This is a genomic window from Pseudomonas sp. KBN10P06128 (assembly GCF_037574945.1).
Taxonomy (GTDB): domain Bacteria; phylum Pseudomonadota; class Gammaproteobacteria; order Pseudomonadales; family Pseudomonadaceae; genus Pseudomonas; species Pseudomonas aeruginosa.
Genome location: NZ_JBBELR010000001.1, coordinates 5,837,429 through 5,864,062 on the forward strand (window position 1 = coordinate 5,837,429; position 26,634 = coordinate 5,864,062).

A 26,634-nucleotide genomic window follows, 5' to 3' on the forward strand; every position below is an offset into this window, starting at 1 on the left:
CAGAAGCAAGCCGGGGCTTACTTGTTGTCCTTGACCTCTTCGAACTCGGCGTCCACCACGTCGTCAGCGGCTTTCGCCTGCTCGCCCTGGGGAGCGTCTTCGCCCTGCTGGGCCTGTTCGGCGTACATCTTCTGCGCCAGCGGGGTGGAAGCCTGGGACAGAGCATTCATCTTGGCCTCGATCTCGGCCTTGTCGTCGCCCTTCACCGCTGCTTCCAGCTCGCCCAGCGCCTTCTCGATGGTCGCCTTGTCCTCGGCGGTGGCCTTGTCGCCCGCCTCGGTGATCATCTTGCGGGTCGCGTGGACCAGCGCGTCGCCCTGGTTGCGAGCGGCAGCCAGTTCCTCGAACTTGCGGTCCTCCTCGGCGTTCGCCTCGGCATCGCGGACCATCTGCTGGATCTCATCCTCGGACAGGCCGGAGGATGCCTTGATCACGATGGACTGCTGCTTGCCGGTGGCCTTGTCCTTCGCCGAGACGTGCAGGATGCCGTTGGCATCGATATCGAAGGTCACCTCGATCTGCGGCACGCCGCGCGGAGCCGGCGGAATGTCGGCCAGGTCGAACTTGCCCAGCGACTTGTTCTGCGCGGCCTGCTTGCGCTCGCCCTGCAGCACGTGGATGGTCACCGCGCCCTGGTTGTCGTCGGCGGTGGAGAACACCTGCGACTTCTTGGTCGGGATGGTGGTGTTCTTCTCGATCAGACCGGTCATCACGCCGCCCAGGGTCTCGATGCCGAGGGTCAGCGGGGTCACGTCGAGCAGCAGCACGTCCTTCACGTCGCCGGCCAGGACCGCGCCCTGGATGGCGGCACCGACAGCCACGGCTTCGTCCGGGTTGACGTCCTTGCGCGCTTCCTTGCCGAAGAACTCGGCAACGGTCTTCTGTACCAGCGGCATGCGGGTCTGGCCGCCGACCAGGATCACTTCATGGATATCGGAAACATCCAGGCCGGCATCCTTCAGCGCGGTGCGGCACGGCTCGATGGTGCGCTGCACCAGGTCTTCGACCAGGGACTCCAGCTTGGCGCGGGAAACCTTGACGTTCAGGTGCTTCGGACCGCTCGCGTCGGCAGTCACGTACGGCAGGTTGACGTCGGTCTGCTGGGTCGAGGACAGCTCGATCTTGGCTTTCTCGGCCGCTTCCTTCAGACGCTGCATGGCCAGCGGGTCGCCCTTCAGGTTGATGCCGCTTTCCTTCTTGAACTCGTCGACGAGGTAGTCGATCAGGCGGATGTCGAAGTCTTCGCCGCCGAGGAAGGTGTCGCCGTTGGTGGCCAGCACTTCGAACTGATGCTCGCCGTCGACTTCGGCGATCTCGATCACCGACACGTCGAAGGTACCGCCGCCCAGGTCATAGACGATCACGGTGTGGTCGCCCTTGGCCTTGTCCAGGCCGTAGGCCAGCGCCGCCGCGGTCGGCTCGTTGATGATCCGCTTGACGTCGAGGCCGGCGATGCGGCCGGCGTCCTTGGTGGCCTGGCGCTGGCTGTCGTTGAAGTAGGCCGGAACGGTGATCACCGCTTCGGTGACCGGCTCGCCGAGGTAGTCTTCGGCGGTCTTCTTCATTTTCTTCAGCACTTCGGCGGAAATCTGCGGAGGTGCCATCTTCTGGCCCTTCACTTCCACCCAGGCGTCGCCGTTGTCGGCCTTGACGATGCTGTACGGCACCATCTGGATGTCTTTCTGTACCACGTTCTCTTCGAAGCGACGGCCGATCAGGCGCTTCACCGCATACAGGGTGTTCTGCGGGTTGGTGACCGCCTGGCGCTTGGCCGGCTGGCCCACCAGGGTTTCGCCATCGTTGGTGTAGGCGATGATCGAGGGGGTGGTACGCGCGCCCTCGGCGTTCTCGATGACCTTGACGTTACCGTTCTCCAGGATAGCCACGCAGGAGTTGGTGGTACCCAGGTCGATGCCAATGATTTTGCCCATATTCACTCTCCAGAAACTTTGATTCCGTGCGACCCGCCCGTGGGTCTCGTGCTCGGTTGACTACCCAGATGGGGTCGTCGCGTCGAATTTCAAGCCTGCTCGTCGATGGAAGGCGGGGTTTCCGCCGGCGCCTTGCTGACCACCACCATCGCCGGACGCAGCAGGCGGCCGTTGAGCAGGTAGCCTTTCTGGAACACCTTGAGGACACTGCCCGGCTCGGCCGAAGCGCTTTCCTGCATGGCCATCGCCTGGTGCTGCTCGGGGTTGAAAGGCTCGCCTTCCGGGTTCAGCGCCTCCACCTGGTAGCGGCGCAGGGTGTCGTCGAACATCTTCAGGGTCAGTTCCATCCCTTCGCGCATCGGCTTGATCGCCTCGTCGTTGGGATCGGACATCTCCAGGCCGCGCTCGAGGGTGTCGACCACCGCCAGCAGGTCGCCGGCGAATTTCTCCAGCGCGAACTTGTGCGCCTTCTCGACATCCTGCTCCGCACGCCGGCGTACGTTCTGCAGATCCGCGACCATGCGCAGCGCCTGGTCCTGGGCGGCAGCCAGCTGCTCCTCCAGTTCCTGCACGCGGGCGGTCAGGTCCTCGGCGGCGCCGGTGGGCTGCTCGGGGGTCTGTTGATCCAGGGTCTGCTGTTCGTCAGCCATGCCACTCTCCTTCAAAAATAAGCTGGCAAATACAAGGCGAACACATAAGTTCGCAACGTTGCCGGCTATATGGGGACGGCTTTCCACGGTTCAAGGGGCGAGCGGCAATTGCCAGCCGGAAAAAATACTGTATAAATAACCAGACAAAACCCACGGAGCCACCCGCCATGCTGGTTCACCTGTCCGTTCACAACTACGCCATCGTCGAGCACCTGGATCTCGAACTCGCTACCGGCATGAGCGTGATCACCGGCGAAACCGGCGCAGGCAAGTCGATCATGCTCGACGCCCTCGGCCTTACCCTCGGCGACCGCGCCGACAGCGGCGCGGTACGTCCCGGAGCGGACAAGGCCGACATTCTCGCCAGCTTCGACGTCAGCGCCATCGCCGAGGCCCGCGACTGGCTCGCCGAGCGCGACCTGGAACAGGACGGTCCGTGCATCCTGCGCCGGGTGATCACTGCCGAAGGTCGCTCGCGTGCCTACATCAACGGCACGCCCTGCCCTCTGGGCGACCTGAAGAGCCTGGGCGAACTGCTGATCGACATCCATAGCCAGCACGAGCACCAGTCGCTGCTGAAGAGCGAGACCCACCGGCGCCTGCTCGACGAGTACGCCGGCTGCCAGGAGCTGGCGCGCCAGGTGCAGCTCGCCGCGCAACGCTGGAAGCAGACCAGCCAGGAACTCGAACGCCTGTCGCGTAGCGGCGACGAACAGCGCGCCCGCCACCAGTTGCTCAGTTACCAGCTGGAAGAACTGGAAAACCTGTCCCTCGGCGAAAACGAACTGGAAAGCCTGGAGCAGGAGCAGAAGACCCTGAGCAACGCCGAAAGCCTGCTCGCCGCCTGCCGCCAAGTCGTGGAAATGTGCAGCGAGAGCGATGCCGGCAACGTCCTTTCCGCGCTCAATGCCAGCCTCAGCCGCCTGACCTCGTTCAGCGGCCAGCCCGCCGCCCTCGGCGAAGCGGTCAACCTGTTGTCCAGCGCGCAGATCCAGGTCGAGGAGGCGATCGGCGAACTGAACCGCTTCGTCGACCACTTCGATGCCGATCCCAATCGCCAGCAGCAGGTCGAGGAGCGCCTGGACGTCATTTATTCCCTGGCGCGCAAGCACCGGGTCCAGCCCGCCGAACTGGCCGACCTGCAGCAGCGCCTGTTCGACGAACTGGAGGCGCTGAACGCCGACGACGAAGCGGTCGGACGCCTGGGCGACGAGCTGGCCGCCTACGCCCGGCATTACCAGGAAAAAGCCGACGAACTGAGCCGCCTGCGCCAGGCCGCGGCCGCACCTCTTGCCGCCAGCGTGGAACAGGAGATGCAGCGCCTGGGCATGCCCGGAGGGCGCTTCGCCATCGTCCTGCATCCCGGCGACAGCGCCGAGCCGCAGGCCAACGGACTGGAAAGCGTGGAGTTCCTGGTCAGCGCCAACCCCGGGCAGCCGTTGAAAGGGCTGGCCAAGGTCGCCTCGGGCGGCGAACTGTCGCGGATCAGCCTGGCGATCCAGGTGATCACGGCACAGACCTCGCGCATCCCCACCCTGGTCTTCGACGAAGTCGACGTCGGCATCGGAGGCCCCACCACCGAAGTGGTCGGACAGTTGCTGCGTCGCCTCGGCGAACGCGGCCAGGTCCTCACCGTGACCCACTTGCCGCAGGTCGCCGCCCAGGGCCACCAGCACCTGTTCGTGCACAAGGAACGCGGCAGCAGCGAAACCCGCACGGCGGTCGCCACCCTGAACAAGGCCCAGCGGATCGAGGAGATCGCCCGCATGCTCGGCGGCGTCGACCTGACCAAGGAATCCCTGGCCCACGCGAAGAAACTGGTCAACCTGGCCGCCCAGAACTGAACGTTCCTTCAATGGAAAATGAAAACGGCGACCCCAGGGTCGCCGTTTTCGCATGGAACCGTTGCGCGACTACTTCTTCTTGCGCACGTAGAGCACCAGATTGTGATCGACCAGCTCGAAGCCGCGCTCGCGGACGATTTCCTTCTGGCGCTTCTCGATTTCCGCGTCCATGAACTCGATCACCTCGCCGGTATCGACGCAGACCATGTGGTCGTGGTGGCCGCTATCGGCGAGCTCGAACACGGCATGGCCGCCATCGAAGTTGTGACGCACCACCAGGCCGGCGGCCTCGAACTGGGTCAGCACCCGATAGACGGTTGCCAGGCCCACGTCCTCGCCTGCTTCCATCAGCGCCTTGTACACGTCTTCGGCGCTCATGTGGCGTTGCTCGGCCGAGTCGAGCATCTGCAGGATCTTGACCCGCGGCAGGGTCACTTTAAGGCCGGCTTTTCGAAGTTCGCTATTTTCAACCATGTCTGCTTTCTCAGCGCGGGATGTTTCGCAGTATCCCGGAATACGGGTATGATCGGGCTTTTATTTGCCCAGCCAAGATAGTGGAAGTCGCTCACCGATGCAAAACGCCAAGCTCATGCTGACCTGTCTCGCTTTCGCGGGGCTTGCCGCACTCGCCGGTTGCTCGTTTCCTGGCGTCTATAAAATCGACATCCAGCAAGGCAACGTCGTAACGCAGGACATGATAGACCAGTTGCGTCCCGGAATGACCCGACGCCAAGTGCGGTTTATCATGGGCAACCCGCTGATCGTCGATACCTTCCACGCCAATCGTTGGGACTACCTCTACAGCATCCAGCCGGGCGGCGGTCGTCGCCAGCAGGAGCGCGTCAGCCTGTTCTTCAACGACAGCGACCAACTGGCCGGCCTGAACGGCGACTTCATGCCCGGCGTCAGCCGCGACGAAGCGATCCTCGGCAAGGAAGGCAGCACCACCGTCACCCAGCCGGCCGACCAGCAGAAACCGGAAGAGCAGAAAGAAGAGCCGCCGAAACCGGGCTCCACCCTGGAACAACTCCAGCGCGAAGTGGACGAAGCCCAGCCGGTACCGGTTCCGACCCCCGAACCTTTGGACCCCAGCCCGCAATGACGGCTGGCGTTCCACGAAAAAGCCCGGCATTCGCCGGGCTTTTTCATTTCCGCAGGAAACCCCGCGGCTAACCGCCTTCGCGCTCGCTCCGGGCCCGTGCGGCACGCTGCTTGCGCACCTCCTTGGGATCGGCGATCAGCGGGCGGTAGATCTCCACCCGTTCGCCGGCCTCCAGCACCCGCTCCTCCGGGCGAGCCAGGAGCTTGCCGAAGATACCCAGCGGACAACCTTGCACATCCAGCCCTGGAAACGCCTCGGCGATGCCGGAGAGCAGCACGGCTTCGCGTGCGCTGGTACCTGCCGGCACGCTCAGGCGCAGTAAAGCCTGTCGCTCCGGCAGCGCGTAGACCACCTCGACGGCGATCTCAGCCATAGAGTTGCTTGGCGCGCTGGCAGAACGCGTCGACCATGGTGTTGGCGGCCTGGGTGAACAGCGGCCCGAGGGTCGCCTTGACCAGCGGCCCGGCGTAATCGAAGGTCAGGTCGAGAGTGATCTTGCAGGCCTTCTCGCCCAGCGCCTTGAACTGCCAGACGCCATGCAGTTCGGTGAACGGTCCGTTTTCCAGGCTCATCTCGATGGAAGCTCCCGGCACCAGCACGTTGCGGGTGGTGAAGCGCTGGCTGAGGCTACCCTTGGCCACGGTCAGCTCGGCGCGCATCAGGCTTTCGCTCTCCTCCAGGACCTGGCTGGCCGAACACCAGGGCAGGAACTCCGGATAGCGCTTCACGTCGTTCACCAGATCGAACAGCGCACGGGCGGGATAAGGCAACAGCGCCGAACGCTGGATATGGGTGCTCATAGAACTCTCACTTCTGCTGTCGAGCGGGCGACTCCCCAAGCATAGCCGGCGGGACGGCGGCATCCGCCACGGCGGCGCGCTGCGCCCGCCGACCGGGGCCAGGGTTCGGCAGAAAAACGCTCAGCACAGCCTGACGCCACTTGAAGACTTTTCTTACAAAACCTTGGCCAGCGGCCAGGAAAAGAGTGGGCATTGTCCGAAATTCACCTCTATCCCTCAAGCGCGACGCCGCCCCATAGCGGTGAAGCCGGCGACTCCCTATAATGCGCCGCCTATGGCTAAGCAGAAGAAACACCCTTCGGGGACCATCGCGCAGAACAAGAAGGCTCTGCACGACTATTTCATCGAACAACGCTTCGAGGCGGGCGTCGCCCTGGCGGGCTGGGAAGTGAAAAGCCTGCGCGCCGGCAAGGCCCAACTGGTCGACAGCTACGTGCTGCTCAAGGATGGCGAGGCCTGGCTGCTCGGCAGCCACATCACGCCCCTGACCACCGCCAGCACGCACGTGATCGCCGACCCGGTGCGCACGCGCAAGCTGCTGCTGCACAAGCGCGAACTGGGCAAGCTGTTCGGCGCCGTGCAACAGAAGGGCTACGCCTGCGTCGCCCTGTCGATGTACTGGAAGAAGCACCTGGTCAAGTGCGAGATCGCCCTGGCCAAGGGCAAGAAGGACTTCGACAAGCGCCACACCGAGAAGGAGCGCGACTCCGATCGGGAGATCCAACGCGCCATGCGCCACGGCAAGGACGACTGAGCGCCTCCCTGCACGCGCCTCGCTAGTCTTCCTGCACGCTGCGCCGGCGCTGCGAGCGCTTCATCCTGCGCGCCTCTTCCTGGACCTCCGCCAGGACCTCCTGCACATAGTGGATGTGCTGGTTGGACACCTCCCGGGCCAGCTCCGCCTGACCGCTGATGATCGCGTCGTATAGGCGCTGGTGCTGCTCCATCAGTTGCGCGCGGGTTTCCGTGCGCTGCGCGTACATCCCGCCGATATTGGTCACCACGTTGCGCCGCAGCAAGTCGAACAGGCCCTTGATGGTGTGCAGCAGCACGGTGTTGTGGCTGGCCTCGGCGATCGCCAGGTGGAAGCGCGCGTCGGCGGCGCCCTCTTCCGCACTGACCTGGTCGTTGCGCGCATAGCAGGCCTGGAGCGCCTCGAAGGCCTCGGTCAGGCGCTGGTGATCGAGGGAGGTCGCACGCAGCGCCGCGTAGTAGGCACAGGACCCTTCCAGCGTGTGGCGAAACTCCAGCAGGTCGCGCTGGGCCTCCGGGTTACCCTCCAGCAGGTGCAGCAGCGGATCGCTGAAAGTCGCGCCCAGCGATTCGGTCACATAGTTGCCGCCACCCTGGCGGCTGACCAGCAGCCCCTTCGCCACCAGTTTCTGGATCGCCTCGCGCAGCGACGGCCGGGAAACCCCGAACTGCTCGGCAAGCACGCGCTCGGCGGGCAGCCGCTCGCCGGACTTCAGCGTGCCCTCCAGGATCATCGCCTCCAGTTGCGCAACGATGTCATCCGACAGACGGCGCTGCCTGACCTGACCAAATTCCATATCCCGACACCCTTACCCGAAGTTTCGTCGCAAAGCCTCTGCCATGCGCCCAGCGCGAAAAAGAGAGGAAGCGTACCGAGCCGCTCCCCGCACCACAAGCGAGCCGCCACGAGCCCCGCACGAGCATCCTTAGACAAAAGTCGTAGACGGGCAAATTGACACGCCGAACGCTCGACTCTTAACCTGAGCGCTCGCTTTTGTAAATTGGTCTTACCAATTATGCGAGCTTTGCCAGGTTCGGCTGCCCAGCGCCCTTGCACACACAGGTCTTGGCGCGTGTCCGATCTGGTCACAGGCAAACCCAACAACAATTAGGGAGCCAACCCCCATGCAAGCCTGGCAACAACTCTATACCCCCCTGGGCAGTCTCGGCCTGTCGGCCGCCGCGGCCGTCATCCCGATCGTGTTCTTCTTCCTCGCCCTGGCGGTATTCCGCCTCAAGGGCCACATCGCCGGCAGCATCACCCTGGCGCTGGCCATCGCGGTGGCCATCTTCGCCTTCCACATGCCCGCCGACATGGCCTTCGCCGCCGCCGGCTACGGCTTCCTCTACGGTCTCTGGCCGATCGCCTGGATCATCGTCGCCGCGGTCTTCCTCTACAAACTGACGGTGAAGAGCGGCCAGTTCGAGGTGATCCGCAGCTCGGTGCTGTCGATTACCGGCGACCAGCGCCTGCAGGTACTGCTGATCGGCTTCTCCTTCGGGGCCTTCCTCGAAGGCGCCGCCGGTTTCGGCGCGCCGGTGGCGATCACCGCCGCCCTGCTCGTCGGCCTCGGCTTCAATCCGCTCTACGCCGCCGGCCTGTGCCTGATCGCCAACACTGCGCCGGTGGCCTTCGGCGCACTGGGCATCCCGATCATCGTCGCCGGCCAGGTGACCGGTATCGACGCCTTCAAGATCGGCGCCATGACCGGCCGCCAACTGCCGTTCCTGTCGATCCTGGTACCGTTCTGGCTGGTGTTCATGATGGACGGCTGGCGCGGCATCCGCGAAACCTGGCCGGCCGCCATCGTCGCCGGCGGCAGCTTCGCCATCACTCAGTACCTGACGTCCAACTTCATCGGCCCGGAGTTGCCGGACATCACCTCGGCACTGGTCAGCCTGGTCTCCCTGACCCTGTTCCTCAAGGTCTGGCAACCGCAGGGCGCCAGCGAAGCGCTCGCCGCAAGCGGCGGCGCGGCCGTGGCCGGTGGCGGCTTCGGCGGGCAACGCAGCGTCGAACCGTCCGCCTACAGCTTCGGCGAGATCCTCAAGGCCTGGTCGCCGTTCCTGGTGCTCACCGTACTGGTGACCATCTGGACCCTGAAACCTTTCAAGGCCCTGTTCGCCCCGGGCGGCGAGCTCTACTGGCTGGTGTTCAACTTCGCCATCCCGCACCTCGACCAACTGGTGGTCAAGGGCGCGCCGATCGCCACCAGCGCCACGCCGATCGCCGCGGTATTCAAGTTCGACCCGATCTCCGCCACCGGCACGGCGATCTTCCTCTCGGCGCTGGTATCGATGTTCATCCTGCGCATCGGAGCGAAAATTGGTATTACCACTTTCAAGGAAGTCCTGATGGAGCTGAAGTGGCCGATCCTGTCCATCGGCATGGTCCTGGCCTTCGCCTTCGTCACCAACTACTCGGGCATGTCCACCACCCTGGCCCTGGTCCTGGCCGGTACCGGCGCGGCGTTCCCGTTCTTCTCGCCGTTCCTCGGCTGGCTGGGGGTATTCCTGACCGGTTCGGATACGTCCTCCAACGCCCTGTTCAGCTCCCTGCAGTCGACCACCGCGCACCAGATCGGAGTCAGCGACACCCTGCTGGTGGCCGCCAATACCAGCGGCGGCGTGACCGGCAAGATGATCTCCCCGCAATCCATCGCCGTGGCCTGTGCCGCGACCGGGATGGTCGGCAAGGAATCCGACCTGTTCCGCTTCACCCTGAAGCACAGCCTGATCTTCGCCGCGCTGGTCGGACTGATCACCCTGGCCCAGGCATACCTATTCACCGGCATGCTGGTGCACTGACCGCGCCCTGATCGGCCGCGCGTCGGCGATACTGCGCAGGAAATGGTCTGGGGGAGACTCGCCTACGATCGTAGGCCCGGCTCCCTTGGCCATTTCCGCCGTGTCCCGCTCCACTGCGCTCGATGCGAAACCTTTCGACACAACGGAAGAGCCCAATGATCATTTCCGCTTCCACCGACTACCGCGCCGCCGCCCAACGCAAGCTGCCGCCGTTCCTCTTCCACTACATCGACGGCGGCGCCTACGCCGAGTACACCTTGCGTCGCAACGTCGAGGACCTGTCGGCCATCGCCCTGCGTCAGCGGGTGCTGAAGAACATGTCCGAGCTGAGCCTGGAAACCCGCCTGTTCAACGAGACCCTGGCGATGCCGGTGGCGCTCGCCCCGGTCGGTCTCACCGGCATGTACGCCCGCCGCGGTGAAGTCCAGGCGGCACGCGCGGCGGCGGCGAAGGGCGTGCCCTTCACCCTGTCGACGGTATCGGTGTGCCCGATCGAGGAGGTCGCCCCGGCCATCGACCGGCCGATGTGGTTCCAGCTCTACGTGCTGAAGGACCGCGGCTTCATGCGCAACGCCCTGGAGCGGGCCAAGGCCGCCGGCGTCACCACCCTGGTGTTCACCGTCGACATGCCGGTCCCCGGCGCCCGCTACCGCGACGCCCATTCCGGCATGAGCGGCCCCTACGCCGCGCCGCGCCGCATCCTGCAAGCCATGACCCACCCGGCCTGGGCCTGGGACGTCGGCCTGCTGGGCAAGCCCCACGACCTCGGCAACATTTCCGCCTACCGCGGCAACCCGACCGGACTGGAGGACTACATCGGCTGGCTGGGCGCCAACTTCGACCCGTCGATTTCCTGGAAGGACCTGGAGTGGATCCGCGAGTTCTGGGACGGCCCGATGGTGATCAAGGGCATCCTCGACCCCGAGGATGCCAGGGATGCGGTGAAGTTCGGCGCCGACGGCATCGTCGTCTCCAACCACGGCGGCCGCCAGCTCGATGGCGTGCTGTCCAGCGCCCGCGCGCTGCCGGCGATCGCCGACGCGGTGAAGGGCGAACTGGCGATCCTTGCCGACTCCGGCATCCGCACCGGTCTCGACGTGGTGCGGATGATCGCCCTCGGCGCCGACAGCGTGCTGCTCGGCCGCGCCTTCGTCTACGCCCTGGCCGCCGCCGGCGAGGCCGGGGTGCGCAACCTGCTCGAACTGATCGAAAAGGAAATGCGCGTGGCCATGGTCCTCACCGGGGCCAAGTCGATCGGCGAGATCAGCGCCGACTCGCTGGTCCGCGAACTGGGCGCCTGAGACGCTCGCCAGAAAAGCCTGAAAACGCCCGGGGCGTGACCGTCGTCCCAGGGCCGAGGAAAGCCGATGAGCCTGCCGATTCCCTTTCTCGAGACCGTCGAGCGGCTGATACCGCGCGAACGCCGCTTCAACGACCCCCTGTCGACCCTGGCCTTCGGCACCGACGCCAGTTTCTACCGGTTGATTCCCAAGCTGGTGCTGCGCGTCGAAAGCGAGGACGAGGTCGCCGCGATCCTATCCGCCGCCTACCACGAGCAGGTCCCGGTGACCTTCCGCGCCGCCGGCACCAGCCTCTCCGGCCAGGCCATCAGCGACTCGGTGCTGCTCGTCCTCGGCGACAACTGGAACGGCCGGGAAATCCGCGCCGACGGCGCGCAGATCCGCCTGCAGCCGGGTGTCATCGGCGCCCAGGCGAACGCCTGGCTGGCGCCGTTCGGCCGCAAGATCGGTCCCGACCCGGCCTCGATCAACGCCTGCAAGATCGGCGGCATCGTCGCCAACAACGCCAGCGGCATGTGCTGCGGCACCGCGCAGAACAGCTACCACACCCTTGCCGGCCTGCGCCTGCTGCTGGCCGACGGCACCCGCCTGGACAGCGAGGACCCGGCCAGCGTCGCGGCCTTCCGTGCCAGCCACGGCGAGCTGCTGGAACGGCTCGCCGAACTCGGCCGCGAGACCCGCGCCAACGCCGAACTGGCCGCGAAGATCCGTCACAAGTACCGGCTGAAGAACACCACCGGCCTGTCGCTGAACGCGCTGGTCGACTACGACGAGCCGCTGGACATCCTCACCCACCTGATGGTCGGCTCCGAGGGCACCCTCGGCTTCATCAGCGCGGTGACCTACGACACCGTCCCGGAACACCCGCACAAGGCCTCGGCGCTGCTGGTTTTCCCCACGGTGGAAACCTGCTGCACGGCGGTCGCGGTGCTCAAGCGCCAGCCGGTCTCGGCGGTGGAACTGCTCGATCGGCGCAGCCTGCGCTCAGTGGAGAACATGCAAGGCATGCCGGAATGGGTGAAGAGCCTTTCCGCCGGTGCCTGCGCCCTGCTCATCGAGTCCCGCGCGGCGAGCCGCACGCTGCTGCACGAACAGCTCGGGCGGATCATGGCCTCCATCGCCGAATATCCGCTGGAGAAGCAGGTCGACTTCAGCGAAGACCCGGCGGTCTACAACCAGCTCTGGCGCATCCGCAAGGACACCTTCCCGGCTGTCGGCGCGGTGCGCGAGACCGGCACCACCGTGATCATCGAGGACGTCACCTTCCCCGTCGAACGACTGGCCGAGGGAGTCAACCGCCTGATCGAGCTGTTCGACAAGCACCGCTACGATGAGGCGATCCTCTTCGGCCACGCGCTGGAGGGCAACCTGCACTTCGTCTTCACCCAGGGCTTCGACTCGCCCGAGCAGATCGCCCGCTACTCGGCGTTCATGGACGACGTGGCGCACCTGGTGGCGGTGGAGTACGGCGGCTCGCTGAAGGCCGAGCATGGCACCGGGCGCAACATGGCGCCGTTCGTCGAACTGGAGTGGGGCGAGGACGCCTATCGCTTGATGTGGCAGCTCAAGCGCCTGCTCGACCCGCGCGGCATCCTCAACCCGGGCGTGGTCCTCAGCGACGACCCGCAGAGTCACCTGAAGAACCTCAAGCCGCTGCCGGCCGCCGACGAGATCGTCGACAAGTGCATCGAGTGCGGTTTCTGCGAACCGGTCTGCCCGTCGCGCGGACTGACCCTCACGCCACGCCAGCGCATCGTCCTGTGGCGCGACATCCAGGCGAAGAAGCGCGCCGGCGTCGACACCACGGCGCTGGAGCGCGATTACCGCTACCAGGGCATCGACACCTGCGCCGCCACCGGCCTATGCGCCCAGCGCTGTCCTGTGAACATCAACACCGGCGAGCTGATCCGCAAGCTGCGCGGCGCCGACGCCCGGCACGCCGGTGGCGCCACCTGGCTGGCGCGCAACTTTGCCGGCGCCATGCGCGCTGCGCGCTTCGCCCTGCTCGCTGCCGACGCTGCCCGGCGCCTGCTTGGCGCGCCCCTGCTGGCCAGGGCCAGCCACAGCCTCAGCCAGGCCAGCGGCGGCCGCGTGCCGCAATGGACGCCGGCGCTGCCGCTGCCGGTACGCCTGGCGCCGCCGCCCGCCCCGCTCGACGACGAGCGGCCACGGGTGGTCTATCTCGCCGCCTGCGTCTCGCGCGCCATGGGCCCGGCCTTCGGCGACGAAGAGCGCGAGCCGCTGCTGGACAAGACCCGCCGTCTACTGGAAAAGGCCGGCTACCAGGTGGTATTCCCGGATAACCTGGACAACCTCTGCTGCGGCCAGCCGTTCGCGTCCAAGGGGTATGCGAAGCAGGCCGACGACAAGCGCGACGAGCTGCTCGCCGCCCTGCTCCAGGCCAGCCGCGGCGGCCTCGACCCGATCTACTGCGACACCAGCCCCTGCACCCTGCGCCTGGTCCAGGGTCTGGACGATCCGCGGCTGCAGATCCACGACCCGGTGAAGTTCATCCGCAGTCACCTGCTCGATCGCCTGGAGTTCATCCCGCAGGACAAACCGGTAGCGGTGCACGTCACCTGCAGCACCCAGCACCTCGGCGAGAGCCAGGCGCTGATCGACCTGGTCGGCCGCTGCACCCGCGAGGTGGTGATCCCGGAAGGCATTCACTGCTGCGGCTTCGCCGGCGACAAGGGCTTCACCACGCCGGAACTGAACGCTCACTCCCTGCGCAGCCTGAAGGATGCCGTGCAGTTCTGCGAGGAAGGCGTGTCCACCAGCCGTACCTGCGAGATCGGCCTCAGCGAGCACGGCGGGATCGACTACCGCGGGGTGGTCTACCTGGTGGACCGGGTGACGCAGGCGAAGGGCGCGCCTCGGTAGGGCGAATAACCGCCTCGCGGTTATCCGCCGGGCCATGCTCCGCAGAAGCGGCGAATAGCGCCGCTGGCGCTATTCGCCCTACGTCAGGCGAAATGGGTGCTCCGGCGTCGTCGGCCCGCGCCGGGGCGGGCAAAAAATCCGTCGTTAAGCACCTCTTAAGTCAGCCGCGCCTATCGTGCCTTCCACCGCGAGGACATCCCTCGCCGAAACGGAAGCAGGAGGCCTTCATGGCAATTCAACCGTTGCGACTCGATCCGATCACCGTGCTCGGCAAGCAACTGGTCATCGAGCTGTTCGACTGCGTCGACCAGCGCTTCGACGATATCCAGTGGATAGAGGAAAGCATGCTCGAGGCCGCCCGCCAGGCCAACGCCACCATCATCACCTCGGCGTTCCACAAGTTCAGCCCGATCGGCATCTCCGGCGTGGTGGTGATCGCCGAATCGCACCTGGCGATCCATACCTGGCCGGAGTACGGCTATGCCGCGGTCGACGTGTTCACCTGCGGCGACGTGCTCGATGGCGCCCAGGCCGTGCGCGTGCTCAGCGAACGCCTGGGCAGCCGTCGGCACCTGATCTCGAGCATGGACCGCGGCCTCGGCGGCCATCGCCTGGGGCTGCTCAGCCGCAGCCTGGCCGGCAATGGCCCGGTCGACGAAGACAGCCCGACCCTGCGCTGGGCGCTGGGCCAGGGCACGGGGGTGGCCTGATGGATACGCCGATCGAACGCGCCCCGCTGGCTCCCGACCTGAGCCAGGCCCGTTACGCCGTCGACCTCACCGGCCTGGTGCCGGCGGAGGTCGCCGCCGGGCTGCCGCCGCTGCCGCCGAACCACTTCTATTTCTATCCGCCGGACCCGCTGGTGGAAGGCGACGGCGCGATCACCGCGATCGAGGACAGCGACCCCTTCGACCAGTACGTCTACCGCCTGCGCCGGGTGCTCTACCAGGGCCGCACGCGCTGGCAGAACGTGCTGATCGCCGACACCTACAACTACGACCGCGTGTTGATGCTCGACGGCGCGATCCAGAGCGCCGAGAGCGACGAGTCGCTGTACCACGAGCTGCTGGTGCAGCCGGCCATGCTCGCCCACGACGAGCCGCGCGACGTACTGATCATCGGCGGCGGCGAAGGCGCCACCCTGCGCGAGGTGCTGTCCCATGCCAGCGTGCGGCGGGCGGTGATGGTCGATCTCGACCGGGAGCTGGTGGAACTGTGTCGCGAACACCTGTTCCAGTGGCACCAGGGCGCCTTCGACGACCCACGCTGCGAACTGCTCGCCGAGGACGGCCGGGCCTATCTCGAGCGCGACCCGTCGCTCTATGACGTGGTCATCATCGACGTCGTCGACATGCTCGACAACGGCCCGGCCCAGGCTCTCTATACCCGCCAGTTCTACGAGCTGCTGCATTCGCGCCTGCGACCAGGCGGGGTGGTCGCGGTGCAGGGACTGGAGTTTTCCCACAGCGACGACAAGCCCCACGCGGCCCTCGCCCGCACCCTGCGCAGTGTCTTCTCCCAGGTCCACAGCTACCGCGCCACGGTGCCCTCGTTCCTCTCCTCCTGGGGCTTCCTGCTGGCTTCCGACTGGCTCGACGCGAACCACTGGCAGGCCGAGGACATCGACCGACGCATCGAACGCAAGCTCGGCCCGCTGTGGCTCGACCACCTCGACGGCGACTACCTCAAGGCCTGCTTCGTGATGGACCGGGAAACCCGCTTCCTGCTCGCCCAGCCGGGACCGGTACTGGAAGACGGCGTACCCTTCGTCGCACCGCCGGATATCGAGGAGATCGAGTTCGGCCCGGCACAATTGCCGGCCCTGGCGAGGACCTGAAGATGTCCGCCGCTCCCCTGGCCAGCGTACCGCTGGCCGTCAACGGCGCGCCCTGCCTGCTGCACCGGGTACGCTTCCGCTCCGCCGCGGACAGCGGCGGCCTGCCGCTGCTGGCCACCCTGCGCGATCCGCAGCCGGCGCTGGCAGTCCTGGAGCAACGCATCGAGCTGAGCGAAGACGCGGAACTACCGGAGACCGCCGTCGACGACGAGCTGCTGGTGATCTTCGCCAACGCCGGGCTACAGACCGGGCACGCCTGGCGCCAGAGCCTGGAAGCCTGGATGGCCGCCGGCGAGGACGAGCGCCAGCCGACCCTGGAAGCGCCCTCGTTCGGCGAGCGAGTGCTGTGGCGCCCCGGCCGCGCGCTGGTCATCGGCAATCCCGAACGCTGCCGGGAGCTGCTCGAAGGCCTGGCCGTCTTCGCCTGGCACGAAGGTCACCTGCGGCGCCTGGAAGACGACACCGCGGCGGCCTGGGAACCGGCCCAGGCCGATGTCGAACTGACCCAGCTACCGCGCCGCGCCGCCCTGCGGCGCCAGGAACATGTGAACCGGCAGGTGCGACGCACTACACTCTGGCGCATGGCCTACGCCCGCCTGGAGTCGCACCTGGAGAAGCCGCCGCTGCAACTGAACGGCGCGGTGCGCCGGCTCTACAACGAACTGGCCATGCAGGCCGAAGTGCACGATCGCCTGGCGACCCTGGACGACCGCATCGAAGTGCTGCAGGACCTCTACGAACTGGCCGCCGACCGCCTCGGTGAATACCGTTACTTCCGGGGCGAACTGCGGGTCGAATGGCTGATCGTCGCCATCCTCCTGCTGGAGGCCGGCCTGAGCCTGTGGGAATTGTGGAATCACTGAAACGAGGCTGCCATGAGAATACTGCTGGCCGAGGACGACCTGCTGCTCGGCGACGGCATCCGCGCCGGGCTGCGCCTGGAAGGCGATACCGTGGAATGGGTGACCGACGGCGTGGCCGCGGAGAACGCGCTGGTCACCGACGAGTTCGACCTGCTGGTGCTCGACATCGGCCTGCCGCGCCGCAGCGGCCTGGACATCCTGCGCAACCTGCGTCACCAGGGCCGGCTCACCCCGGTGCTGCTGCTCACCGCGCGGGACAAGGTGGCCGACCGGGTCGCCGGGCTCGACAGCGGTGCCGACGACTACCTGACCAAGCCCTTCGATCTCGACGAACTGCAGGCGCGGGTGCGCGCCCTGACCCGCCGCACCACCGGCCGCGCCCTGCCGCAACTGGTGCACGGCGAGCTGCGCCTGGACCCGGCGACCCACCAGGTGACCCTGTCCGGCCAGGCGGTGGAACTGGCGCCGCGCGAATACGCGCTGCTGCGCCTGCTGCTGGAGAACAGCGGCAAGGTGCTCTCGCGCAACCAACTGGAGCAGAGCCTCTACGGCTGGAGCGGCGACGTCGAGAGCAACGCCATCGAGGTCCATGTCCATCACCTGCGGCGCAAGCTCGGCAACCAGTTGATCCGCACCGTCCGCGGCATCGGCTACGGCATCGACCAGCCGGCGCCCTGAAAACCGCCTACCGGAGTCCTCCGATGCCGCGTACCGCCGTCCCCTCCGTCCGCCGGCGCCTGCTGGTCAACCTGCTGGTCGGCTTCGTGCTGTGCTGGCTGAGCGTGGCGGCGCTGACCTACCACCTCTCGCTGAAGCAGGTGAACCGACTGTTCGACGACGACATGGTGGACTTCGGCGAAGCCGCCCTGCGCCTGCTCGACCTTGCCACCGAAGACCAGGCCAGCGAGGACGGCTCGATCACCGAGATCATCGAACGCAGCCGCGAGGCGATCCAGGGCCTGCCCCTGCTGCGCCGCGAAAGCGCCCTCGGCTACGCCCTGTGGCGCGACGGCCAGCCGCTGCTGTCGAGCCTCAACCTGCCGCCGGAGATCACGGCCCAGGGCCCCGGCTTCAGCACCGTGGAAGCCCAGGGCACCCACTGGCGGGTGCTCCAGCTGAACATCGACGGCTTCCAGATCTGGATCAGCGAAAACCTGATCTACCGCCAGCACACCATGAACCTGCTGCTGTTCTATTCGCTGTTCCCGCTGCTGCTGGCGCTGCCGTTGCTCGGCGGCCTGGTCTGGTTCGGCGTTGCCCGCGGCCTGGCGCCGCTACGCGAAGTGCAGGCCGAGGTCCAGCAGCGCTCCGCGCGACACCTGCAGCCGATCGCGGTGGAGGCGGTGCCGCTGGAGATCCGCGGCCTCATCGACGAACTCAACCTCCTGCTCGAGCGCCTGCGCACCGCCCTCGAGGCCGAACGCCGACTGACCAGCGACGCCGCCCATGAGATCCGCACGCCGCTGGCCAGCCTGCGCACCCATGCCCAGGTCGCGCTGCGTTCGGAAGACCCCAAGGCCCACGCCCGCGGCCTGCTGCAAGTCAGTCGCAGCGTCGAGCGGATCAGCACCTTGATGGAGCAGATCCTGCTTCTCGCCCGCCTCGACGGCGACGCCCTGCTGGAGCAATTCCACCCGGTCAACCTCGCCACCCTGGCCGAAGACGTACTCTCCGAACTGGCGCGCCAGGCCATCGACAAGGACATCGAGCTGTCGTTGCACCAGGAGACCGTGCACGTGATGGGCATCGACCTGTGGCTGAAGGCGATGGTCGGCAACCTGGTGAGCAACGCCCTGCGCTACACGCCGGCCGGGGGCCAGGTCGAGATCCGCGTCGAGAATCGCGCCCAGCACGCCGTGCTGCGGGTGCGCGACAACGGCCCCGGGGTCGCCCTGGAAGAGCAGCAGGCGATCTTCACCCGCTTCTACCGCAGCCCCGCCACCAGCAGCGGCGAGGGCAGCGGCCTGGGCCTGCCGATCGTCAAGCGCATCGTCGAACTGCACTTCGGCAGTATCGGCCTGGGCAAGGGACTGGAGGGCAAAGGGCTGGAAGTACAGGTGTTCCTGCCGAAGACCCAGCCGGACGCGACGCGGCCGCCGGCCAGAGGTCCGGACAGCGGGCGGTCACATATCTGATAGCCTGCGCATTGGCCGGGAAAGGGATAGGCTAGCGGCTTCGCAACCTCCCAGGAGACCCGGATGAACATCGGTGAAGCGGCGAAGAAAAGCGGACTGACGCCGAAGATGATCCGTTACTACGAGTCCATCGAGCTGCTCCGCCCGGCCGGACGCAGCGCCAGCGGCTACCGCCACTACAACGAGAACGACCTGCATACCCTGGCGTTCATCCGCCGTTCGCGGGACCTCGGTTTCTCCCTCGACGAAGTCGGCAAGCTGCTCACCCTCTGGCAGGATCGCCAGCGCGCCAGTGCCGACGTCAAGGCCCTGGCGGCGCAGCACGTGCGCGAGCTGAATCGCAAGATCGAGGAGCTCAGCACCCTGCGCGACACCCTGCAGGACCTGGTCGAGCACTGCCAGGGCGACCACCGCCCCGACTGCCCGATCCTCAAGGACCTGGCGTCTGGCTGCTGCCACTGATATCCAGCAGCGGCCAGCGCGCCGTCCAGTTCTTCTCCCGCAGGCGCCGCCGGTAGACCTCCGGCTTGCCGGCGAAATGCGCGGTGGGCCGCACCTTAAGCGCCAGCAGGTCGTCGACGCCCAGCGGAGCCAGTAGCTCCAGGCGTTCGCCGACGAGCCGCAGCGCCACCGCCGTGCACGTTTCCGCCCAGTGGCACAGCGCATCGGCGCAATCCCGGTAGGGCCGGTCGCCGTTGCGCAGGTGCATGCGCGCCTGGTTCTTCACCGACCAGGGCGCCTCGCAGCGACGGCGCAACGCGGCCTCGAAGTCGGCGTCGACCTGTGGGTCGAGGGCCCGCGGGGCGAAATGAAGTACGTCGATGTCCGCCAGCGGCGTGGCTTCGCCGTAGCCATGCAGATGGTCCCATACCGCGTTGCGCACGAAACCGGCGCCGATCCAGGCGCCCTCCGGGCCGACCTCGCGCAGCACGCGGAGCAGATGCAGGCGCGAGGAATCGGCGGCGATCAGCGCGAGGATGTCTTCCGCCGTTTTCATCCCAACCGCCGCACCGGCCAGGCGAAGCGTCGCAGCAGGCTGGCCGGCAACAGGGTGATGGCCAGCCCGACGAACACCAGCGCGCAGGCCAGCAGGCTGTCCAGGTCGAGGCGTTCGCCGAGCAGCAGCCAGCCGGCGAGCATGCCCGACACCGGCACCGCCAAGGCGAACGGGGTCACCAGGCTGGCCGGGTAGTGGCGCAGGAGGAAACTCCAGATGGCGAAGCCCACCGTAGTCGCGCCGAAGGCGATGTAGAGCAGCGCGCCGAAGCCGCCCCAGCTCATGTTCAGCACGGCGCGCTCGATGGCGTGCGGACCTTCGAATACATAGGAAAGCGCCAGCAGCGGCAACGGCGGGACCAGGCTGACCCAGCAGATCAGGCGCAGCATGTCGGTGGCCCCGGAACGCTTGGTGGCGATGTTGGCGAAGGACCAGGCCAGCGCCGCGGCGACCACCAGCAGGAATGCCAGCAGGCTGTCTCCCAGCGGCCGCTCCAGGCCGATCAGGACCAGCCCCGCCGCCGCCAGCAGGAGGCCGAACAACCCGCGCGGCGACGGCCGCTCGCCCAGCCACAGGGCGGCGATGAGGATGGTGAAGAATACCTGGCTCTGCAGCACCAGCGACGACAGCCCGGCCGGCATGCCCTGGGCCATGCCGACGAACAGCAGGCCGAACTTGACCACCCCGAGGAGCACGCCGATCAGCAGGATGCGTCCGAACGGCGCCGGCATCGGCCCGCGCAGGACCAGCAGCGGCAGCGCCGCCAGGGCGAAGCGCAGGGCGCAGAACAGCAGCGGCGGGAAGTCGCCGAGGCCGACCTTGATCACGACGAAGTTCAGACCCCAGATCAGGGTCACCAGCAGGGCGAGCAGGATATGTGCAACAGGCATGGCGGCCTCCGGAAAACCTCAGGCCACGCTAGCAGTTGCGCGCGCAAGGGTCGCGATACAGTTGGCGGGAAAAAACATCCGCCAGCCGCTCACTGCAACCAGGGCGGCGGCGGTTCCTCGCGCTCGCCACGCGGCGCGTCGTCGGCCTGGCGCAGCGCCTGGCGACGCGCCTCCTCGCGCTGCGCGGCCTCGATCTCGCGGAGCACCGCGCGCACGTCGGCGGCCTCTTCGGCTTCGACGAAGGTGCCGCTGAGCGGGGTTTCCGCTGTCAGCTCGCCGGCTTCGTAGAGCGCCCACATTTCCTTGGCATAGCGGGTCTGCCTGAGTTCCGGGGCGAAGCGGCCGAAGTAGGCGGCCATGTTGCCGACGTCGCGTTCGAGCATGCTGAACGCATGGTTGTTGCCGGCCGCGTCGACCGCCTGCGGCAAGTCGATGATCACCGGGCCGTCCGGACCGAGCAGGACGTTGAACTCGGAGAGGTCGCCGTGCACCAGGCCGGCGCAGAGCATGGCTACGATCTGGCGGATCAGGAAAGCGTGGTGGCGCCGTGCCTCGTCGGGCTCCAGCGTCACGTCGTTGAGACGCGGCGCAGCATCGCCGTCGGCGTCCGCCACCAGTTCCATCAGCAACACGCCATCGAGGAAATCATAGGGCTTCGGCACCCGCACACCGGCCCCGGCGAGACGGAACAGGGCCGCCACTTCGGCATTCTGCCAGGCTTCCTCCTGTTCGCGGCGGCCATACTTCGAGCCCTTGGCCATGGCCCGCGCCTGGCGGCTGTTGCGGACCTTGCGGCCCTCCTGGTACTCGGCGGCCTGGCGGAAGCTGCGCTTGTTGGCCTCCTTGTAGACCTTGGCGCAACGCAGGCTGTCGCCGCAACGCACCACATAGACCGAGGCTTCCTTGCCGCTCATCAGCGGGCGCACGACCTCGTCGATCAGACCGTCTTCGATCAACGGTTCCAGGCGTCTGGGTGTCTTCATCGGTGCTACGCGGTTCCTCGGGGCCAATGTGGAAGGCAAAGGGTCTGACGTTATACGGCAAACGCCGTGCCGAGCACAGCCGGACGCGCCGGCTTTCCGCCGGACTGCGCCCCGATCGGCGTACTAGGCTGGTGGCGCGGTGAGTTCGATGCTTTCCGCCACCGCCTGTTCCAGCCGCTGCATCTCCACGTCCAGCGCCTCGGCGCTGTCGGCGTAGCGCTGGGCAACCTCGGCGAAAGCGTCGGCCACGGCGACGAAGGCCTCCACCAGCCGTGGGTCGAATTCACTGTCGGCGCCGGCCTGGATCAACAGCACTGCCTCGGCGTGCGCCAGCGGCGGCCGGTAGGCGTGCCGGCTGGTCAGTTCATCGTAGCGGTCTGCCAGGGCGACGATCCGCGCCGCCAGGGGAATCCGCTCGCCCGCCAGGCCTTCCGGAAAGCCCCGGCCATCCCAGCGTTCGTGATGGCTGTAGGCGATCTGCCGGGCGAAGCGGAGGAACCCGGAAGGCTGGCCGAGCCGCCGCTCGGCGCTGGCCAGGGCGTCGCGTCCGGCGCGGGTATGGCCCTGTAGCAGGGCGGTGTCGGCGGCGTCCAGTTGCCCGGGGTTGAGCAGGACCCGGTCGGGCACCGCGACCTTGCCGATGTCATGCAACAGCGCCGACTTGCTCAGCAGGTCGACAGCTTCCGGAGTCAGCTCGTCAGCGAACGCCCGCTGCGCCGCCAGATGCTCGGCGAGCAGCCTGACATAGCGCTCGATACGCGGAAGATGGCGGCTGCGCGGGTTGTCGCGAAGATCGCCAAGGGTCGCCAGGGCTTCGATGACGGCGTCCTGCAACTGTTGCAGCTGGCGCGTGCGACGGCGCACTTCGAGTTCCAGGTATTCGCTCTTGTCGCGCAGGAAATCGGCATTGGCCTTCAATTGCAGATGGGTACGCACCCGCGCCAGGACGATCGGCGGGCTCACCGGCTTGCCCAGGTAATCCACCGCGCCCAGGGCCAGGCCCTGTTGCTCGTCGTCGCGATCGGCGCGGGCAGTGAGGAACATCAACGGGATGTCGCGGGTCAGCGGATCGGCCTTGAGCCGTCGGCAGACCTCGTAGCCGTCCATGCCCGGCATGTTCACATCGAGCAGGATCAGGTCCGGGCGCGGCTCTTCGACGGCCGCCCGCAGCCCGGCCGGGCCGCTGCCGGCGGTGCGCACGCGGTACTGCTCCTCGAGCAGCTCGCGCATCAGCAGCAGGTTGTCCGGGGTGTCGTCCACCACCAGCACGAGTTCCTGCTCGGGCCTGTCCAGCATGCTCTCCATCGCCCCTCCGGCCTTCGCTACGGGGCCGCCTGGCGGCGACCGTCATTCCGTATTGAAGACGCTGGAGACGACTTCTGCACGTCCGGTCAGGCGCCCGGGGCGACCGTTCAGGGCGTCAGGCGGAAACGCAGTGGCGAATCCTCGGCCTCGGCGCCGCTCTCGCTCTCGCCGAAGGCCCGGCGCTCGATGGGGTCCTGGCCGAAATACTCCTTGATCGGCGACTCGATGGCCTTGCCGCCGGGGCTCACGTGACTGGCGCAACCGCCAAGGAACACCAGGACCACACCGATGACCAGCGCTTTCATCTTCGTACCCCCGTCAGCCCGGCCCATCCGGGCGCTGCGCCGCAGCATGGCGCAGCCCGCCTTAGGGATCGCTTAAGGCATTCAGGCGGCGGCGCGGCTGGCGCGCCACTGGGGCAGGCCGATGAGCACCACGGCGCTGATGATCACCAGCATCGCCAGCCCCTCGATACCGCCGATCCGCTCGCCGGCGAACAGGGTGCCGAGCAACACCGCCACCGCCGGATTGACGTAGGCATAGCTGGTGGCCGCCGCCGGCCGTACGTTGCGCAGCAGGTACTGGTAGGCGCTGAAGGCGATGATCGAGCCGAACAGGATCAGGTACACCAGCGCCAGCCAGCCGCTGGTGCTCGGCCAATGCTCCAGGCGCTCGCCGCTGGCCAGGCTGCCGACCAGCAGCACCGCGCCGCCGACCAGCATTTCCGCGGCGCTGGCCATCGGTCCGGCCGGCAGCGACAGGCGCCGGCTCCACACCGAGCCGAAGGCCCAGGACGCGGCAGCGAACAGGATCAGGCCGGCGCCGGCAGGGCTGGCCTGGAGGTTCGAACCGAGGTTGAGCAGGACGATGCCGAACAGCCCGAGCACGATGCCGCCCCATTCCAGGGTGGTGTTGCGCTGGCCGAACAACTGGCTGAACAGCAGGGTGAACAGCGGCACCGTAGCCACCGCGAGGGCCGCCACCCCGGAAGACACGCCCCAGTGCTCGGCCACCGTCACCCCGCCGTTGCCGCAACTGAGCAGGAGGATTCCGACGACCCCCGCGCCGCGCCACTCGCGCCAGGTCGGCAACGGCGCGCCGCGCCAGCGCAACCAGGCGAACATCAGGCCGCCGGCGATGACGAAGCGCACCCCGGCCATCAGCATCGGAGGCCAGGACTCGACGCCGAAGCGGATCGCCAGGTAAGTGGAGCCCCAGATGAAGTACAGGGCGAAGAACGCACCGAAAAGCAACAGCGGAAGGCGACGGGCAGGCATGGAAAGCACTCGACAGGGCAGGCGGGAGAAAGACTTCATTTTATGAGGTCGCTACCCGCCGGTTAAGGCACAGCCGCTGGTTATCGGGACGTAACACTTTTCTTTCCATGGAAATCGGCCATGCTTTCCGTCGATTCGACAACCGGGACCCATCATGGACAAATACGACCGTGCGCTCCTCGCCGCCCTGATCGACAACGGCCGCCTGACCTTCGCCGAACTGGCCCGGCGCATCAACCTGTCACCCCCGGCGGTGGCCGACCGGGTGGCCAAGCTGGAGGCCGAAGGGGTGATCACCGGCTACCACGCCTCGGTGAACCTGGCCAAGCTCGGCCTGCCCATCGAGTGCGTGATCGAACTGCGGATCACCGAGAAGGATTGCCAGTCGGTGCTCGACGAACTGGCCCGGATCCCCCAACTGACCCTCTGCCACCGGATCACCGGCGACGCCTGCGTGCTGATGAAGGCCGCCGTGGCTTCGATGCCGGAGCTGCAGGACCTGATCGACCGGCTGATGAAGTTCGGCATCAGCAAGACCTCGATGATCCTCTCCACCCCCTTCGCCGACCGCCAGCCGGCAAGCCTGCGGGGGCAGGACGGCAATGGCGGATGTGCGGCGTGAGCCCTACGCCGGGGTTATCCGGCAGGCGTCGGGATCCGTACTTCATCGCCGCCACGAACCCGAACCGTAGGGCGCATAACGCCAACGGCGTTATCCTCCGCAGCGGCACTCCCGGCCGATAGCGGAGCCGCCCTCACCCCAACTCTCTCCCTGAAGAGAGAGGGGATTCTCCGTACAAGCGTCGAATTCGCTGTCTCCAACGCCGCCGACGAACCCGAACCGTAGGGCGCCAGCAAAAAAAAAGGCGGTCCCGTTCGCACGGCACCGCCCAAGTCACGGAGTTGCTTACATCGTCGAGCGACAAGGCCGCTCGCCCTATTGGATTACCGCTCGATGATCGCGGTCACACCCTGCCCACCGGCGGCGCAGATGGAAATCAACCCGCGTCCCTGCTCCGCCACCGAGAGCAGCTTGGCCAGGTTGGCGACGATCCGTCCTCCGGTGGCGGCGAACGGGTGGCCGGCGGCCAGCGAGCTGCCCTTGACGTTGAGCTTGCTGCGGTCGATGGAGCCCAGCGGCTGGTCGAGGCCGAGACGGGTCTTGCAGTACTCGGGGTCTTCCCAGGCCTTCAGGGTGCAGAGCACCTGGGCGGCGAAGGCCTCGTGGATCTCGTAGTAGTCGAAGTCCTGCAGGCTCAAGCCGTTGCGTGCCAGCAGCCGCGGCACCGCGTAGACCGGCGCCATCAGCAGGCCCTCCTGGCGATCGACGAAGTTCACCGCCGCCGCCTCGCCGTCCTTGAAGTAGGCCAGGATCGGCAGGCCGCGCGCCTTCGCCCACTCCTCGCTGGCCAGCAGTACCACCGAGGCGCCGTCGGTCAGCGGCGTCGAGTTGGCCGCCGTGAGGGTGCCGCGCGAGCCGCGCTCGAACACCGGCTTGAGGGTGCCGATCTTCTCCAGGTCGATATCCGGGCGCAGGTTCTGGTCGCGGGTCAGGCCGCGGAACGGCGTCATCAGGTCGTTCTGCCAGCCCTCCTCATAGGCCGCGGCCAGCTTGTGGTGGCTCTCGAAGGCCAGCCTGTCCTGCTCGTCGCGGGGAATCTGCCAGGTCTGCGCCATCAGTTCGCAGGACTCCCCCATCGACAGCCCGGTGCGCGGCTCGCCGTTGCGCGGGATGGCCGGGACCACGTGGCGCGGGCGGATCTTCAACAGGCTCTTGAGCTTGTCCAGGTTGCTCTTGCCACGGTTGGCCTCGAGGAGAATCTTGCGCAGCCCCTCGTTGACCCCGATCGGCGCGTCGGAAGTGGTGTCGACGCCGCCGGCGATGCCGCTGTCGATCTGCCCGAGGGCGATCTTGTTGGCCACCAGGATCGCCGCCTCCAGGCCGGTACCGCAGGCCTGCTGGATATCGTAGGCCGGGGTTTCCGGGGCCAGGCGCGAACCGAGCACGCATTCGCGGGTCAGGTTGAAGTCGCGCGAATGCTTCAGCACGGCGCCGGCCACCACCTCGCCAAGGCGCTCTCCGTGCAGGTTGTAGCGCTCCACCAGGCCTTCCAGGGCGGAAGTGAGCATCTCCTGGTTGCTCGCCGTGGCGTACACGGTGTTCGAGCGGGCGAAGGGAATACGGTTGCCGCCGACAATGGCGACCCGGCGCAGCTGGGTCATGGAAGAACTCCTTGCTGGAATCGTTTACGCCGAGCCGAGGCTCGACCCGTTA

The 26,634-nt window shown here is 67.0% G+C and carries 26 protein-coding genes; 13 read left to right on the forward strand and 13 right to left on the reverse strand.

Annotated elements, in window-relative coordinates:
• Nucleotides 1-17: 17 nt before the first annotated feature.
• Together dnaK and grpE are read right to left on the reverse strand one after the other, a co-directional pair.
• Nucleotides 18-1,931, reverse strand: coding sequence for a molecular chaperone DnaK (gene dnaK / locus VQ065_RS27215; protein ID WP_003095212.1), 1,914 nt, complete (start codon nt 1,929-1,931; stop codon nt 18-20).
• Between the two features lie 89 nt (nt 1,932-2,020).
• Complete coding sequence (grpE, locus tag VQ065_RS27220) at nt 2,021-2,581, reverse strand: nucleotide exchange factor GrpE (RefSeq protein WP_003095213.1); 561 nt, start codon at nt 2,579-2,581, stop codon at nt 2,021-2,023.
• A 167-nt stretch (nt 2,582-2,748) separates the two neighbouring features.
• On the opposite strand from grpE, the gene recN reads away from it, so the two are divergent.
• A complete protein-coding gene (gene recN, locus VQ065_RS27225) occupies nt 2,749-4,425 on the forward strand; it encodes a DNA repair protein RecN (protein ID WP_003095215.1) in 1,677 nt (558 codons plus the stop codon).
• A gap of 69 nt (nt 4,426-4,494) precedes the next feature.
• Here recN and fur read toward each other — a convergent pair whose 3' ends face one another.
• Nucleotides 4,495-4,899, reverse strand: coding sequence for a ferric iron uptake transcriptional regulator (gene fur, locus VQ065_RS27230; protein WP_003095216.1), 405 nt, complete (start codon nt 4,897-4,899; stop codon nt 4,495-4,497).
• Nucleotides 4,900-4,996: 97 nt separating this feature from the next.
• On the opposite strand from fur, the gene VQ065_RS27235 reads away from it, so the two are divergent.
• A complete protein-coding gene (locus VQ065_RS27235; RefSeq protein ID WP_003109323.1) occupies nt 4,997-5,527 on the forward strand; it encodes an outer membrane protein assembly factor BamE in 531 nt (176 codons plus the stop codon).
• 67 nt (nt 5,528-5,594) lie between these two features.
• Here VQ065_RS27235 and VQ065_RS27240 read toward each other — a convergent pair whose 3' ends face one another.
• Nucleotides 5,595-5,900: an RnfH family protein gene (locus tag VQ065_RS27240; protein WP_003095218.1), complete on the reverse strand. Its 306-nt coding sequence runs from the start codon at nt 5,898-5,900 to the stop codon at nt 5,595-5,597.
• Nucleotides 5,893-6,327, reverse strand: a complete 435-nt coding sequence (locus tag VQ065_RS27245) for a type II toxin-antitoxin system RatA family toxin (RefSeq protein WP_003095219.1) — start codon at nt 6,325-6,327, stop codon at nt 5,893-5,895. The genes VQ065_RS27240 and VQ065_RS27245 overlap by 8 nt, the downstream gene beginning before the upstream one ends.
• Nucleotides 6,328-6,601: 274 nt before the next feature.
• Here VQ065_RS27245 and smpB point away from each other — a divergent pair, with 274 nt between their 5' ends.
• Nucleotides 6,602-7,081: an SsrA-binding protein SmpB gene (gene smpB / locus VQ065_RS27250; protein ID WP_003100496.1), complete on the forward strand. Its 480-nt coding sequence runs from the start codon at nt 6,602-6,604 to the stop codon at nt 7,079-7,081.
• Nucleotides 7,082-7,103: 22 nt separating this feature from the next.
• On the opposite strand, the gene VQ065_RS27255 is transcribed toward smpB, so the two are convergent.
• Entirely contained in the window at nt 7,104-7,877 is a 774-nt protein-coding gene (locus VQ065_RS27255) for an FCD domain-containing protein (RefSeq protein WP_003095221.1), read from the reverse strand.
• A 328-nt stretch (nt 7,878-8,205) separates the two neighbouring features.
• Here VQ065_RS27255 and VQ065_RS27260 point away from each other — a divergent pair, with 328 nt between their 5' ends.
• The 9 genes from VQ065_RS27260 (at nt 8,206) to cueR (ending at nt 19,369) form a co-directional block, all read left to right on the forward strand.
• Nucleotides 8,206-9,888, forward strand: coding sequence for a lactate permease LctP family transporter (locus VQ065_RS27260; protein ID WP_003095223.1), 1,683 nt, complete (start codon nt 8,206-8,208; stop codon nt 9,886-9,888).
• Nucleotides 9,889-10,043: 155 nt separating this feature from the next.
• A complete protein-coding gene (gene lldD, locus VQ065_RS27265; RefSeq protein ID WP_003095228.1) occupies nt 10,044-11,189 on the forward strand; it encodes an FMN-dependent L-lactate dehydrogenase LldD in 1,146 nt (381 codons plus the stop codon).
• A gap of 66 nt (nt 11,190-11,255) precedes the next feature.
• Nucleotides 11,256-14,072 carry an FAD-binding and (Fe-S)-binding domain-containing protein gene (locus tag VQ065_RS27270; protein ID WP_014603532.1) on the forward strand — a complete coding sequence of 939 codons (2,817 nt, stop codon included), beginning with the start codon at nt 11,256-11,258 and terminating at the stop codon, nt 14,070-14,072.
• A 227-nt stretch (nt 14,073-14,299) separates the two neighbouring features.
• Nucleotides 14,300-14,782 carry an adenosylmethionine decarboxylase gene (gene speD, locus VQ065_RS27275; RefSeq protein WP_003095236.1) on the forward strand — a complete coding sequence of 161 codons (483 nt, stop codon included), beginning with the start codon at nt 14,300-14,302 and terminating at the stop codon, nt 14,780-14,782.
• Complete coding sequence (locus tag VQ065_RS27280) at nt 14,782-15,909, forward strand: fused MFS/spermidine synthase (protein WP_003095238.1); 1,128 nt, start codon at nt 14,782-14,784, stop codon at nt 15,907-15,909. The genes speD and VQ065_RS27280 overlap by 1 nt, the downstream gene beginning before the upstream one ends.
• 2 nt (nt 15,910-15,911) lie before the next feature.
• The gene (locus VQ065_RS27285; RefSeq protein ID WP_003095240.1) at nt 15,912-16,772 is read left to right on the forward strand and encodes a hypothetical protein; all 861 of its coding nucleotides are present in this window, start codon (nt 15,912-15,914) and stop codon (nt 16,770-16,772) included.
• A gap of 12 nt (nt 16,773-16,784) precedes the next feature.
• On the forward strand, nt 16,785-17,450 hold the full coding sequence (gene pmrA / locus VQ065_RS27290; RefSeq protein WP_003095244.1) for a two-component system response regulator PrmA: 666 nt from the start codon (nt 16,785-16,787) through the stop codon (nt 17,448-17,450).
• A gap of 23 nt (nt 17,451-17,473) precedes the next feature.
• Complete coding sequence (gene pmrB / locus VQ065_RS27295) at nt 17,474-18,907, forward strand: two-component system sensor histidine kinase PmrB (protein ID WP_003095246.1); 1,434 nt, start codon at nt 17,474-17,476, stop codon at nt 18,905-18,907.
• 63 nt (nt 18,908-18,970) lie between these two features.
• Nucleotides 18,971-19,369 (forward strand): Cu(I)-responsive transcriptional regulator, encoded by a 399-nt coding sequence (gene cueR, locus VQ065_RS27300; RefSeq protein WP_003095248.1) that lies wholly within the window; start codon nt 18,971-18,973, stop codon nt 19,367-19,369.
• Here cueR and VQ065_RS27305 read toward each other — a convergent pair.
• The 6 genes from VQ065_RS27305 to yedA form a co-directional block, all read right to left on the reverse strand.
• Complete coding sequence (locus tag VQ065_RS27305) at nt 19,338-19,904, reverse strand: nucleotidyltransferase family protein (protein WP_003095249.1); 567 nt, start codon at nt 19,902-19,904, stop codon at nt 19,338-19,340. The genes cueR and VQ065_RS27305 overlap by 32 nt on opposite strands.
• Nucleotides 19,901-20,794: an EamA family transporter gene (locus VQ065_RS27310; RefSeq protein WP_003095252.1), complete on the reverse strand. Its 894-nt coding sequence runs from the start codon at nt 20,792-20,794 to the stop codon at nt 19,901-19,903. Before VQ065_RS27310 ends, VQ065_RS27305 begins: the two co-directional genes overlap by 4 nt.
• 89 nt (nt 20,795-20,883) lie before the next feature.
• Nucleotides 20,884-21,777 carry a PA4780 family RIO1-like protein kinase gene (locus tag VQ065_RS27315; RefSeq protein ID WP_003095255.1) on the reverse strand — a complete coding sequence of 298 codons (894 nt, stop codon included), beginning with the start codon at nt 21,775-21,777 and terminating at the stop codon, nt 20,884-20,886.
• A gap of 123 nt (nt 21,778-21,900) precedes the next feature.
• Nucleotides 21,901-23,082: a cyclic di-GMP phosphodiesterase gene (locus tag VQ065_RS27320; RefSeq protein WP_003095256.1), complete on the reverse strand. Its 1,182-nt coding sequence runs from the start codon at nt 23,080-23,082 to the stop codon at nt 21,901-21,903.
• Between the two features lie 107 nt (nt 23,083-23,189).
• Nucleotides 23,190-23,435 (reverse strand): hypothetical protein, encoded by a 246-nt coding sequence (locus VQ065_RS27325; RefSeq protein ID WP_014603529.1) that lies wholly within the window; start codon nt 23,433-23,435, stop codon nt 23,190-23,192.
• A gap of 33 nt (nt 23,436-23,468) precedes the next feature.
• A complete protein-coding gene (gene yedA, locus VQ065_RS27330; protein ID WP_003112921.1) occupies nt 23,469-24,359 on the reverse strand; it encodes a drug/metabolite exporter YedA in 891 nt (296 codons plus the stop codon).
• A gap of 154 nt (nt 24,360-24,513) precedes the next feature.
• On the opposite strand from yedA, the gene VQ065_RS27335 reads away from it, so the two are divergent.
• A complete protein-coding gene (locus VQ065_RS27335) occupies nt 24,514-24,981 on the forward strand; it encodes an Lrp/AsnC family transcriptional regulator (RefSeq protein WP_003095262.1) in 468 nt (155 codons plus the stop codon).
• Between the two features lie 323 nt (nt 24,982-25,304).
• On the opposite strand, the gene VQ065_RS27340 is transcribed toward VQ065_RS27335, so the two are convergent.
• Nucleotides 25,305-26,582 (reverse strand): acetyl-CoA C-acetyltransferase, encoded by a 1,278-nt coding sequence (locus tag VQ065_RS27340; protein ID WP_003095263.1) that lies wholly within the window; start codon nt 26,580-26,582, stop codon nt 25,305-25,307.
• Between the last annotated feature and the right edge of the window lie 52 nt (nt 26,583-26,634).

Bases quoted from the DNA above. Each gene is read 5' to 3' on its own strand.
- VQ065_RS27270 (WP_014603532.1), top strand. From the start codon at position 11,256: ATGAGCCTGCCGATTCCCTTTCTCGAGACCGTCGAGCGGCTGATACCG.
- cueR (WP_003095248.1), top strand. From the start codon at position 18,971: ATGAACATCGGTGAAGCGGCGAAGAAAAGCGGACTGACGCCGAAGATG.
- VQ065_RS27340 (WP_003095263.1), bottom strand. From the start codon at position 26,582: ATGACCCAGCTGCGCCGGGTCGCCATTGTCGGCGGCAACCGTATTCCC.
- VQ065_RS27260 (WP_003095223.1), top strand. From the start codon at position 8,206: ATGCAAGCCTGGCAACAACTCTATACCCCCCTGGGCAGTCTCGGCCTG.
- VQ065_RS27315 (WP_003095255.1), bottom strand. From the start codon at position 21,777: ATGAAGACACCCAGACGCCTGGAACCGTTGATCGAAGACGGTCTGATC.
- pmrA (WP_003095244.1), top strand. From the start codon at position 16,785: ATGAGAATACTGCTGGCCGAGGACGACCTGCTGCTCGGCGACGGCATC.
- VQ065_RS27310 (WP_003095252.1), bottom strand. From the start codon at position 20,794: ATGCCTGTTGCACATATCCTGCTCGCCCTGCTGGTGACCCTGATCTGG.
- dnaK (WP_003095212.1), bottom strand. From the start codon at position 1,931: ATGGGCAAAATCATTGGCATCGACCTGGGTACCACCAACTCCTGCGTG.
- lldD (WP_003095228.1), top strand. From the start codon at position 10,044: ATGATCATTTCCGCTTCCACCGACTACCGCGCCGCCGCCCAACGCAAG.
- pmrB (WP_003095246.1), top strand. From the start codon at position 17,474: ATGCCGCGTACCGCCGTCCCCTCCGTCCGCCGGCGCCTGCTGGTCAAC.
- VQ065_RS27235 (WP_003109323.1), top strand. From the start codon at position 4,997: ATGCAAAACGCCAAGCTCATGCTGACCTGTCTCGCTTTCGCGGGGCTT.
- VQ065_RS27305 (WP_003095249.1), bottom strand. From the start codon at position 19,904: ATGAAAACGGCGGAAGACATCCTCGCGCTGATCGCCGCCGATTCCTCG.
- VQ065_RS27335 (WP_003095262.1), top strand. From the start codon at position 24,514: ATGGACAAATACGACCGTGCGCTCCTCGCCGCCCTGATCGACAACGGC.
- yedA (WP_003112921.1), bottom strand. From the start codon at position 24,359: ATGCCTGCCCGTCGCCTTCCGCTGTTGCTTTTCGGTGCGTTCTTCGCC.
- VQ065_RS27245 (WP_003095219.1), bottom strand. From the start codon at position 6,327: ATGAGCACCCATATCCAGCGTTCGGCGCTGTTGCCTTATCCCGCCCGT.
- smpB (WP_003100496.1), top strand. From the start codon at position 6,602: ATGGCTAAGCAGAAGAAACACCCTTCGGGGACCATCGCGCAGAACAAG.
- speD (WP_003095236.1), top strand. From the start codon at position 14,300: ATGGCAATTCAACCGTTGCGACTCGATCCGATCACCGTGCTCGGCAAG.
- VQ065_RS27255 (WP_003095221.1), bottom strand. From the start codon at position 7,877: ATGGAATTTGGTCAGGTCAGGCAGCGCCGTCTGTCGGATGACATCGTT.
- VQ065_RS27240 (WP_003095218.1), bottom strand. From the start codon at position 5,900: ATGGCTGAGATCGCCGTCGAGGTGGTCTACGCGCTGCCGGAGCGACAG.
- grpE (WP_003095213.1), bottom strand. From the start codon at position 2,581: ATGGCTGACGAACAGCAGACCCTGGATCAACAGACCCCCGAGCAGCCC.
- VQ065_RS27280 (WP_003095238.1), top strand. From the start codon at position 14,782: ATGGATACGCCGATCGAACGCGCCCCGCTGGCTCCCGACCTGAGCCAG.
- fur (WP_003095216.1), bottom strand. From the start codon at position 4,899: ATGGTTGAAAATAGCGAACTTCGAAAAGCCGGCCTTAAAGTGACCCTG.
- VQ065_RS27285 (WP_003095240.1), top strand. From the start codon at position 15,912: ATGTCCGCCGCTCCCCTGGCCAGCGTACCGCTGGCCGTCAACGGCGCG.
- VQ065_RS27325 (WP_014603529.1), bottom strand. From the start codon at position 23,435: ATGCTGCGGCGCAGCGCCCGGATGGGCCGGGCTGACGGGGGTACGAAG.
- VQ065_RS27320 (WP_003095256.1), bottom strand. From the start codon at position 23,082: ATGGAGAGCATGCTGGACAGGCCCGAGCAGGAACTCGTGCTGGTGGTG.
- recN (WP_003095215.1), top strand. From the start codon at position 2,749: ATGCTGGTTCACCTGTCCGTTCACAACTACGCCATCGTCGAGCACCTG.